We start from the raw sequence: 11,892 nt of genomic DNA, 5'->3' as shown, positions 1-11,892 counted from the left end.
GCGCCCCCATGGGAATCCCCCACTGATTTCTTGAATCAGTGGGGGAGGATGTCAAAGAGATCAGATCCTTACTTGTACGCTTTACTTTTTTGAGGACCAAGGCCATCCTCCTGCTGCGATTCAACGGGCTTGCGCTTTCGATGTCTTATTTTATGTTCCGTCAGGGCCTTGGCATTCTTGCACACCTTGCCGCATGGTCGCTGCTGGCCATCCTCTCCGACCACCCTCGCGTCACAGTTTTGTTGTCCGGTGTGGTATCTTCTTTTGTGATCTGAGAGGGCCTGAGGATTTTTGAAGACCCTCCCGCATGAGCGCTGCTGACCATCTTCCCCGACCATTATTGCGAAGCAGCTTTGTTGCCCCCTGTGGACTTTTCTTATGTGGCCTGTCAGGGCATTGACATTCTTGCAGACCTTCCCGCACGATTGATGCAGACCATTCTCCCCGACCACAGTCACGTTACAGGTTCGTTGTCCGCTGTGATTTTTTCTTTTGTGATCCGAAAGGGCTTTGGCGCTGCTGCAAATCATCCCACATGTCTGCCGTTGGCCATCCTCTCCGGGCACGGTCACCACGTCACAGGTCCGTTGCCCAGTGTGGAGTTTTCTTTTGTGATAGATCAGAGCTTGAGCATTCTTGCAAACCATACCGCATAGCTGCTGCTGGCCATCCTCCCCGATCATTGTCGTGTCACAGGTTTGTTGCCCGGTGTGGTCTTTTCTTATGTGATATCGCAGGGATTGACCATTCTTCCAGACCATACCGCATCGCCGCAGCTGGCCATCCTCATCGATTACGGTCAGGTCACAGGTTTGTTGCACCATGTGGTTTCTTCTCTTGTGTTCCAACAAGGTTTTAGCATTGATGCAGATCATCCCGCATGGCCGCTGCCGGCCATCCTCCCCAATCACTTTTACTTGACAGGTTTTCGGCCCGCTGTGGTATATGCTCTTGTGAGCTGAAAGTACTCCGGCATTCTTGTAAACTTTCCCGCATGGCCGTGGCTGACCATCCTCCCCAATTTCTGCCACGTCGCAGGTTTGTTGCCCGCTGTGTTTTTTTCTTTTGTGACCCCTCAGGGCATCAGCATTCTTGCAGACCTCAGCGCATGGTCGCTGCCGGCCATCTTCCCCTACTACTGTCATGTCACAAATGTGTTGTTTAGTGTGGTATTCGCTTTTGTGATCGGACAGGGCTGCTATTGAACCTTCCCGGAAAAGATGAGCTTGACTCTGACCCGATTGGGATGGTTTATAGGTTTGTTGTTGTATTTCTGAATGGGGAAGCGAAAAGAAAAGCCCGCCTTCTTTGGAAAAATGATGCAGGTTGAGAGGCTCGGCAGGGGGCGCTGAATAGTGGGCTCCCGCACTCATTGGTTGTATCGTGTTTACAGGATAAAAATGACCTTCGCTATTGAAGTATTCTCCATCAGACAAATGGGGCCACAGGCTTTCTGTGTAATTCTGCGGCCATTCAGCGGGCCCTCTGTTATCGGATATTAGCCGTAATTGACAAAAGCCATGACAGGGATGGACGAAACAATTTAAACCCAAAGTATGAAGGAGTTGTTGAGGGCTCTCGCTACCGTCGTCAGAGTCAAAATGCAAGAGGCTGATGAAATTGCCTGTGTGGTGGCTGATGGCACCCGGGAGTTGCTGCCCCGATGATTCTGATGGCTGGCCTGATTGTTGGTCTTGTCCAGAACTAAACGTTACGATGAGGGTGGCAAACGGGTGATCCTGATTCGGTTCTTTTTGTTCGATTGGGCTAAACGACGTTGAATCAGGATTCCAGTAGCTTTCTGAAAACCGACCGAGAGCAACAAACATTTCCAGAGGGAACCATGAATATGAGGTGGCGCGCAGAGAGACGTCTCCGGTAGTCAGGATTGGTTCGTAACCCAGCAGGAGGGGGGTGGCGTGGAGCCATTGCCACGAAAACGACTTAAGAATGGTCGTTTTTGCCCGGTAACCGCCAGTTCCTGATGGTTTGTCATCAGGCAGCGAATCTGATTCTGCATAGTCGTTTGTATCGGCAATGTCTGATGGGTTGTCTGGCAATCTTTGCTGATCAGGCTTTGTAGATAAGCTTTGGTTTGGATAGCCTGTTTTCCCTTCAAATTCGACAGTAAAACGTCCTGTCCACGGTTCGGCCCGACAGACGACAAAAAACAACAATGGCAGCAACAATGTTACCGCAAAGAGTGAGTGTTTAATCATTCTATCCTTGCGTCCTGATATACAGAGAGGAAGGATAGATCAAGAAAATAAGTGTGTTTTTTGAAATCCCCGGGCCACTCAGGTAAAGCCGTTAAGCCTTAATGAAGGGGAGGGCAGATCAGATCGTTCTTATTTACTTTATTGAGGTTCTTTGTCATCGTACTGCTCCCTGTCAACGAGCTTGCGCTTTCGATGTCTTCTTTTGTGATCTTCCAGAGCTTGAATATTCTTGCAGACCTTCTGGCACGGCCGCTGCTGGCCATCCTTTCCGACCAATGTTATGGCACAGGTTTGTTGTCCGCTGTGGACTTTGCTTTTGTGATTCGAGAGGGCTTGAGCATCCTTGCAGAACTTGCCACATTGCTGCTGAAGGCCATCCTTCCCGACTAAAGTCACGTCACAGGCTTGTTGCCAGGTGTGGGCTTTTCTTTTGTGATCCGTCAGGGTTCTGGCGCTTTTGCAGATCTTCCCACATGGCCGCGGCTGGTTATCCTTGCCGACCACGGTTATGGCACAGGTTCTTTGTCCGCTGTGAGCTCTTCTTTTATGATCCGTCAGAGCTCTGGCACACTTCCAGATCGTTCCGCATGGCCGTGGCTGGCCATTCTCCCAGACTAAGGTTATGTCACAGGTTTGTTGCCCGGTGTGCTCTTTTCTTTTGTGTTCCCATAGGGCGTTAACATTCTTGCAGACCATTCCACATGGTCGCCCCTGGCCATCCTCTCCGGTCACTGTTACGTCACAGGTTCTTTGCCCGCTGTGGCATGAGCTTTTGTGAACCGAAAGAACCTCAATATTCTTGTAGACCCTACCGCATGACTGTTGCTGGCCATCCTTCCCGATCACAGTCACGTTACAGGTTTGTTGCCCGCTGTGGTATCTTCTTTTGTGGTCCGTCAAGCCTTTAAGGTTCTTGCAGACAGTCCCGCATGGCCTCTGCTGGCCATCCTCCCCGATTACTGTCCTGTTACATTTTTGTTGCCTGCGATGGAAGCTTCTTTTGTGATTCCCCAGAGCGCAAGCATTCCTAAAGACAATTCCGCATGGTCGCTGCTGGTCATCCTTCCCAACCACGGTCACGTTACAGGTTTTTTTCCCGGTGTGGTATTTGCTTTTGTGACATGACAGGGATTGAGCATTGCTGAAGGCCCTCCCGCATGGTTGCTGCTGACCATCTTTCCCGACCAATGTTATGTTGCATATTATATGTTTTTTGTCGTATATGTTTTTGTTATTCGGCTGCGCTTGTGTTGTGACTGTCCGGGAAAGATAAGGTTCGCTCTGAGCCAATCGGGATGACTCCGTGGCGTTTTGCTGCGTTTTTGAATGGGTAACGGGAATCCCGACTTCTTTGAGACTACCACCCAGATCGAGTGGCCTGCCAGTGGTCATCAAGTCATCAGCGTTGAAAGGCAAATTCCAGAGCATTAAAGCATCATCATTGAGTGGCTCGGCAAGATTGGTTGTATAGGTTGTTCCGGCACTCATCATGAGCGTAGCGTTAACGGTATCAGCATGAACTATGCAACTAAAGCACTGTCCATTGGCTAAATGGGGGCATGAGCTTTGATCATGTAGTGCTCCTGTGTGGCCTGTCGAACTTTCTACGAAGTTCAGCGACCATTCAGAGGGTGCTGTGTTATCGGATGATTTTCTGAGTTTACAAACGCCACGACAGGGATAGACAAAACAATTTAAACCCAAAGTATGCAGGTGTCGTTGAGGACCGCTGTTATCGTCGCCATAGTTAGTACTCAGGGAGCCAGTGAATGAGCCTATACAGTGGGTGGATGTTCCCGGGGCTTTTTGGCTGGATGATTCAGATGGCTGGTGTGGTTGTTTATGGCCTGAGCCAAGCATTGTAGTGATGGCCGCAGACGGGTGATCCTGTCCCACCTCTTGTTGTTCAGTGAGGGTAAAAAGCGGTGAATCAGAGTTCCAATAGTTTTTTAAAAGCCAACTGACAGCGACAAACACTTCTACAGGCAACCCGGGATAAGGAGTGGAGCTTACGGGGGTATGTTTGGTGTTCAGGATCAGTTCGTAATCAACCAGCAGGGTGGAGGCATAAAGCAATTGCCACGAAATCGACTCAATAAGGGCGGGAGGGACACTGTAACAGCCATGTATCTTTTGTTTGTTATCAGCTAGAAAATCTGAACTTGCATAACTGTTTGTTTCGGCAATGTTCGACGGATTATCCGAACGTCTGAGATGGTCAAGCTTTATACGAAAGCTCTGGTTTGGAAAAACTGCATTTCGTCCAAATTCGACAATACAGCATTCTGTCAAAGGTTGAGCTTGACAGGCGACAGGCAGTGTCAGTACCAGCATTGCAGACAAGAGTGAGCGTTTAATAATTCTACACATGCATTCTAGTTGGTAGAGAGGAAGGATAGACCAAACAATAAGAGAGTTTTTCTGTCAGAAACCTTCTGTTAAAAACCAAAGCTTTGCACAGGGCAAAAAAATACCAAAGGCTGTGCCCATCTGCTTTTTTTTCTGGCATTAACCACCGTCAGTTAATGACTGAAGTTTTGCCAAGTCCATTTAAACGAGCAATGTCTTTTGGTAGTCCTGAGTCGTTCTGGAAAAACCGCCTAACCTTCATAAAAGGGTGGGCGTCAGATGAATCGCTACTTATTCACTTGGCCTTTCTGAGGTTGGATTACCCGGGGTCTCATCCACGGGCTTGCGCTTTCGATGACTTCTTTTGTGTGCCGAAAGGTTTTTAGAGCTCTTGAAGAGTTTTCCGCATGGTCGCAGCTGGCCATCCTCTCCGACCACGGCTGAGTCACAGGTTTTTTGCTCGCTGTGATGCACTCTCTTGTGGTCCGACAGAGATTGGCCATTCATGAAGACTTTCCCACATGGCTGCGGCCGGCCATCCTCCGCGATCAGGGTCATGTCGCAGGTTTTTTGTCCACTATGATATAGGTTTTTGTGACTCGCCAGAGTTTGAGCATTCTTGCAGATTCTTCCGCATGGCCGCGGTTGACCATCCCACCCGATCATGGTCACGAAACAGGTTTTTTGCCTGGTGTGTTTTCCGCTTTTGTGACTCGACAGGGCTGCAGCATTCTTGTAAATCTTCCCGCATGGCCGAGGCTGACCATCCTCCCCGGTCACTATCACCTCACAGGATCGTTCTCCGGTGTGTGCTCTGACTTTGTGAGACGAAAGTGCCTGACTATTCTGGCAGACCTTCCCGCATGGCCGCTGCTGGCCACCTTCCCCAACCACTGTTGTTTCACAGGTTCTTTGCCCGGAGTGATAGTTGTATTTGTGAGCTGACAGTATTTTGTGATTCTTGCAGACTTTTCCACATGGCCGCGACTGGCCGTCATCACCGACCACGGTTTCGTAGCAGGTAAGGTACCCGGAGTGATCCCTGATTCTGTGATCCGGGAGGGGCTTTGCTGTGCCCGCTTGTGAAGGGTGAAGTTGTCGCTGGCCCAATTGAGGTGATTCGGAAGTTGTTTGTTGTGTTTCTGAGGTTCCCATTAAGGAAAAGGGGGGGAGAGGCATTAAGGAGAGCTCGATTTCTTCGGGATACCTGCATGGATCGGCTGGCTCATTAATGAACCCAAAATCATCAGTGTTGTTGAAAGGCAAGTTCCGGAACGCTGGCGGGCAATGATTGAGTGGCCCGGAAGGGGCAATTGTATGCGCGGCCCCTGCACTTATCGAGCCTGTACAGTTTAAGTTATTGGACGGGTCACGATTAATATCATGAGGATGTGGTCCAGACAGTTGGTCGTGATGGTATGGGGGAGCACTTTCAAAAAAATCATCCAATATTTTGGAAATCCAATATTCTTCGGGCTGTTCAGCTTTTAAAGGGCCAGCATGGCCTATGCAATCATAGCTTGGTCCATTCGTGAAATGAGTGTACGAGTGTTCTATGCTATCCGGAGACCATTCAGCCGACCCTGATCCGTCGTATGGTGGTCCAAATTGACAAGCGCCATGACAGGGATGGACAAAACAATTTAAACCTAAAGTATGTGAGTGCTGTAGAGGGCTGCCGCCGCCGGAGCCAGAATAGCCGCCGAAGCCAGAATAAAAGAGGTTGGTGAAAGAGCGCCTGTGGCAAGTGGTGGTTTGCGTGGTTCTCTGGCCGGATGATTCTGATGGCTCGTGTTGTTGGTTATCTCCTGAACCCGTCATCATTGTGATAGTTGTTAATGGGAAATCCCTCTGTTTCAGCATAGATGTTGCCTCTTGATGTTCAATCAGGTTAAACAGCGGTGAATCGGAGTTCCGGTAACTTCTTAAAAACCAGCCGACAGCAACAACCGCTTCTACAGGTACCCATGAGTAGGGAGCCGGGAATAGAGGGACATCTTTGGTTTTCAGGATCAGTTCGTAACCAGCCAGCAGCTGAGTGACGTAAAGCCATTGCCACGAAATCGACACAATAATAGTCGTTCTTGCCTTGTTTCCACCCGTACTATGGCGTTTGTCATCGGGCGTTGAATCTAATTCTGCGTAGTCTTCTGTGTGGGTAATGTCTGACGGGTTATCTGGTAGTACACGCAGGTCACGTTTTATAGAAAAGCTCTGGTTTGTTTGTTCAAGCTCGATAATAAAAGGTTCTGTCAATGATTCGGCCATACAGGCGACAGACAACAACTGCAGAGACAACAATAGCAATAACACTAGCAACAACAGTAGTGTCGCAAAGAGAGAGCGTTTAATGATTTTATCCCTGTATTCTTGTTGACAGAGAGGAAGGATAGACCAAGAAAATAAGAGCGTTTTTTTCTGGAAACCCATCGAAGCGCTGATAAATCCCTGGTTGGGCCCGGACATATTCACTTTACATTCTCAAGGTTAAAGGTCATCGTCCTGATCTGTATGATCAGGCTTGCGTTCCCGATGTGTTTTTTTGTGCTCCGACGAGGTTTTGGCACCCCAACAGACCATCCCGCATCGACGCGGCTGGCCATTCTTCCAGAACACGATCGTTTTACAGGTTCGTTGCCCTGGGTGGTATTTGGTTTTGTGAGAGGATAGAGATTGAGCATTCTTGAAGATTTTCCCGCATGAACGCGTCTGGCCATTCTTCGCGATCACGACCCGGTCACAGGTTTGTTTCCCGCTGTGCTCTTTTCTTTTGTGATCCGTCAGAATTCTGGCATTCTCGCAAAGCAGCCCGCATCGCTGCTGCTTGCCATACTTCCCGATCACGGTTAAGTCACAGATTTTTTGCCCGGTGTGATATCTACTCTTGTGAGATGAAAGTGATTGAGGGTTCCTGCAGCGCACCCCGCATGGCTGCCGGCCTTCCCTCCCGACTACGGTTACATCACAGACGCTTTCTCTGGTGTTGTTTTTGTGCTCCGACAGAGTTTCTGATGCACTTGTCTGGAAAAGAGAAGGTTGGCACTGATCTGATTGATGTGACTCAGTGGTTATTGATTGTGTTTCTGAAGTTTTCACTGAGGTGAGTGTGTTTATTGGCGTAGGGGAAAAACCCGCTTCTTCGAGAAGACTACATGAATCGAGTGGCCCATGAATGAACTCAAAACCATTGGCGGTGGAAAACGTATTCTCCGGCGTACTGGCGACCCCGCCTGCGGCGAACTCGTCTATATAATTGCAGCTATTGGCCGGATTTCCAGTACTGTCATCCGGCTCTGACTCAAATAGTTGGTCGTAATGGTACGGGAATTGTTCGTCAGTGAGTTCACTCAATAATGCAAACAGTGATTTTTCCCGGGACTGTGAAGCTTTTGCAGGATCAAAATGGCTTACGCAATTAAAGCAATGTTCATCGGCTAAATGGGGGCATGAGCTTTGTCCGGGAGTTCCTGACTGAGCGGTTTCTATTTCTGGCATCGACTCTGGAGTTTTTATCGAAGCATCAGACCGCTCACAGTGCAGTTCAGCAGACTCTCCGCTACCGGATGGTGGTCGGAAACTACAAACACCATGACAGGGATGGACAAAACAATCTAAACCCAAAGTATGCAGGTTTGGTTGAGGGCCTTCGTTGCCGTCATCAGGGTCAGAATACAAGAGACGAGTGAAATAGCCTATAGGGCGGTAGGTGGCTTCCGGGGCCTGCTGCCCCGATGATTCTGGTAACTGGTATTGTGGTTGGCCTTGTTCAGGGGCTGGCATAGTAGCGATGACCTCCAACGGGTGATTCTGGCTCGCCCCCTGTTGTTGAATCAGGTTGAGTCGTTCAATCGAGTCAAATAGCGGTGAATCGGGTTTCCAATCGCTTTTCAAAAGCCAACCGATAGCGACAACCACTCCTATGGGAAGCCATGGATATGAGGTTGTGCCCAGAGGGGCGTCTCTGGTAGTCAGGATCAGTTGGTAACCAATCAGCAGGTGAGTGACTTGAAGCCATTGCCACGAAACCGATTCAATAAGGGGTGTTTTTGTGTTGCAACCACAAGATCTTTTTCGTTTGTTGTCTGGTGGCGAATCTAATCCTGCATAACCGTTTGTGTCGGCAATATATGTTGGACTGTCTGACAGTGTATGCCGGTCTCGCTTTATAGAAAAGCTTTGGTTTGGAGACCCCGTTTTCTGTTCGAACTCGTCAAGAAAGCGTTCTGTAAATAGTTCGGCCTGACAGACAACAGATGACGCAAGTAGTGACAACAGTAGCAACAACATCGAAGTCGAAAAGAGGGAAAGTTTAATAATTCTATCCTTGCCTTCTGGTTGACAGGGAGTAAGGATAGACCAAGAAAATAAGGGCGTTTTCTTTCAAAAACCAATGAAGTGTTGCTGCACTATTTAAACGATCGTTGTCTTTTGGGAGGGAGATCTCATGAAAGGGCCGGTGTCAGATCAGTCGTTTCTTATTCACTCTTCCTTCTTGAGGACTGGAGTTATCGTTCCGGTCCAAATCACTGGACTTGCGTTTTCGATGTGCTCTTTTGCGATCCCATAGGACTTGTGCATCAATGCACTGCTTTCTGCATGGCCGCGGCTGATCATCTTTCCCGACCAAGGTCACGTCACAGGTTTGTTGCCCGCGGTGGTCGCTGCTTTTGTGATCTGTCAGGGCCCTGGCATTCTTACAGATCTTCCCGTATGGTCGCTGCTGAGCCTTTTCCCCAGCTAAGGTTATATTACAGGTTTTTTGCTTACTGTGGTCTCTTGTTTTGTGATTGTAGAGGGCTTGAACACCCTTGCAGACCTTTCCGCATGATCGCTGCCGACCATCCTCCCCGACCACGGTTACTTGGCAGGTCCGTTGCCCGCTGTGGACGTTTCTTTTGTGGTTCGACAGGGACTTGGCACTTTTACAGACCGTTCCGCATGGCCGCAGCTGGCCGGACTCCTCGACCACGGCTACGTCACAGGTTCGTCGCCCGCTGTGGACATTCCTTTTGTGATTAATCAGGTCTCCATTATTTTGGCATAGTTTCCCGCATGGTTGCTGCTGACCATCCTCTCCGACCACGTTCACGTCACAGGCTTTTTGCCTGCTGTGGATTCTGGTTTTGTGATTTGATAAAGCTTTAGCATTTTTGCAGGTTGTCCTGCATGGTCGCTGTTGGCCATCCTTCCCGATCACGGTTACGCCACAGGTTTGTTGCCCGCTGTGTTCATTTCTTTTGTGATCCGTCAAGACTTGACCATTCCTGCAGATCTTTCCGCATGGTCGCGGCTTGCCATCCTCGCCGATCACTGACACTTCACAGGTTTTTTGTCCGGTATGGTATCTGCTTTTGTGAACCGAAAGGATTTGAGCACTCCTGCAGATCTTTCCGCATGGTCGCGGCTGTCCATCCTCCCAAATCACTATCACTTTACAGGTTTTTTGCCGGTTAGCATCAGTTGTAAAGGGGTCTCCTGCTCTCATTGATTCTGAGGGAACCCTGTCTACAGAGTGGCAGCTATTGTCTCTGTTCACGTCAATGCCGTAAGGCTGTGGCTCAGATACTTCTCTGGAATTGCATTGAAATTGAATATCAGGGAGATCCAGCGATGGGTATGGTTGGGAGCGTGCATTGAGTAAAGGGGCATAATGACCCATGCAACTAAAACAGTATCCACTGGCCAAATGCGGGCATGAACTCTGCCCGTAATTCAGTGGCCATTCAGCGGGTTCATTGCTATCGAATGATAGTCGGAAACTACAAACGCCATGACAGGGATGCACGAAACAATTAATATCCAAAGTATGTTGGTGTGGTAGAGGGCCGCTATTACCGCCGCTGGAGCCAAAATCCGTGGGACTGGTGAAAGAGACGGTAAGGTGACTGATGGCTTTTGGAGCTCCCCGATCGGATGATTCTGATGGTTGGCCTGATGCTCGGGCTTGTCCAGAGCCAGGCATTAGAATAATGCCCGCAAATGGTTGATTCTGACTCATCTCTTGTCGATCAGTCAGGCTAAGTTGTTCAGTGGGGTTAAACAGTGGTGAATCGGAGTTCCAATAGTTTTTCAGAAGCCAACTGACAGTGACAACCGCCTGGAGAGGTACCCATGAATAAGGAGTGGCGCATAGTGGGCCATCTCTGGGGGGCAGAATCAGTTCGTAAGCAAACAGCAGGTCAGTGGCGCAAAGCCACTGCCACGAAATTGATTCAATAGGGGGCGTTTTTGTCCTGTAATCGCAAGCTCTCTGTCGTTTGTCATCAGTTGGCGAACCTGATTCTGAATAGCCGTTTGTGTCGGTAATATCTGATGCTCTGTCTGACAGTGTATAGCGGCCATACTTTATAGAAAAACTCTGGTTTGGAGAAGTTGTTTTCTGTTCAGGCATGACAATATAACGTTCTGTCAACACTTCGGCCTGGCAGATGACGGACAACAGGAGCAGCAGAGGTGTCATAAAGGGTGAATGTTTAATAATTCTATCCTTGCATTCTGGTGACTAGAGAGGAGGGATAGATCAGGATAATAAGTCTATTTTTCGTGTAAAACCCACTGAATAGCCGTAGCATCTCTTTAGGTTAACATTGTCTTTTGATTACCCCTTATCGCTCCGCAAAAAATTGCTAACCCCTCCTGAAATAACGGGTGTCTGATCAGATCGTTACTTATTCACTTTACTTTTTTGAGGACTCAAATCATCGTCTCGATTTTTATCAACAGGCTTACGCTTTCGGTGTCTTCTTTTGTGCTGAGAAAGGTCTTTAGCATTCTTGCAGAGTTTTCCGCATGGTTGCTGCTGGCCATCCTCCCCGATCACTCTGAGATCACAGTTTTTTTGCCCGCTGTGGAATGCCCTTTTGTGAACCGACAGGGCCCCGGCATCCTTGCAGATTGAACCGCATGGCCTCGACTGACCATCCTCTCCAATCACTGCTGCGTCACAGGTTTTTTGCCCAGTGTGGTATATGCTTTTGTGACTCGACAGGGATCCGGCATTCTTGAAGACCTTGCCGCATGGCCTCGGTTGGCCATCCCCCCCGATCACTGTTAAATCACAGCTTTTTTTCCCAGTGTGGTATGAGCTTTTGTGACCCGACAAGGCTCCGGGATTCCTGCAGATTGTCCCACATGGTCGCTGTTGGCCATCCTCTCCGAATACGATTACATCACAGGTTTTTGGCCCGCAGTGTGCCCTGCTTTTGTGATCCGACAGAGCTTTGGCATTTTTGCAGACCTTTCGGCATGGCTGAGGCTGGCCATTATCACCGATCATTACCTCGCCACAGATTTTTGGCTCGCAGTGGTATCGGTTTTTGTGAAA

General features: G+C 49.0%; 6 protein-coding genes. All 6 read right to left on the bottom strand.

Annotated elements, in window-relative coordinates:
* Window positions 1-68: 68 nt before the first annotated feature.
* Window positions 69-2,219 (bottom strand): hypothetical protein, encoded by a 2,151-nt coding sequence (locus tag KDK16_RS13180; RefSeq protein WP_257255383.1) that lies wholly within the window; start codon window positions 2,217-2,219, stop codon window positions 69-71.
* A 138-nt stretch (window positions 2,220-2,357) separates the two neighbouring features.
* A complete protein-coding gene (locus KDK16_RS13175; protein ID WP_257255384.1) occupies window positions 2,358-4,589 on the bottom strand; it encodes a hypothetical protein in 2,232 nt (743 codons plus the stop codon).
* A gap of 270 nt (window positions 4,590-4,859) precedes the next feature.
* Window positions 4,860-7,040, bottom strand: a complete 2,181-nt coding sequence (locus KDK16_RS13170) for a hypothetical protein (protein WP_257276477.1) — start codon at window positions 7,038-7,040, stop codon at window positions 4,860-4,862.
* Between the two features lie 15 nt (window positions 7,041-7,055).
* The gene (locus tag KDK16_RS13165; protein WP_257255386.1) at window positions 7,056-8,855 is read right to left on the bottom strand and encodes a hypothetical protein; all 1,800 of its coding nucleotides are present in this window, start codon (window positions 8,853-8,855) and stop codon (window positions 7,056-7,058) included.
* A 172-nt stretch (window positions 8,856-9,027) separates the two neighbouring features.
* Window positions 9,028-10,980, bottom strand: coding sequence for a hypothetical protein (locus KDK16_RS13160; RefSeq protein WP_257276476.1), 1,953 nt, complete (start codon window positions 10,978-10,980; stop codon window positions 9,028-9,030).
* A 252-nt stretch (window positions 10,981-11,232) separates the two neighbouring features.
* On the bottom strand, window positions 11,233-11,892 hold a 660-nt coding region (locus KDK16_RS13155), incomplete at its 5' end, for a hypothetical protein (RefSeq protein WP_257276475.1).

This window comes from Endozoicomonas sp. SESOKO4, assembly GCF_024606275.1.
Note: the sequence above shows the minus strand (reverse complement) of the source record. Positions and strands in the feature narration are given on the sequence as shown.

Coding starts and splice junctions, on each gene's coding strand:
- KDK16_RS13180 (WP_257255383.1), bottom strand. CDS start 2,219: ATGATTAAACACTCACTCTTTGCGGTAACATTGTTGCTGCCATTGTTG.
- KDK16_RS13175 (WP_257255384.1), bottom strand. CDS start 4,589: ATGTGTAGAATTATTAAACGCTCACTCTTGTCTGCAATGCTGGTACTG.
- KDK16_RS13165 (WP_257255386.1), bottom strand. CDS start 8,855: ATGTTGTTGCTACTGTTGTCACTACTTGCGTCATCTGTTGTCTGTCAG.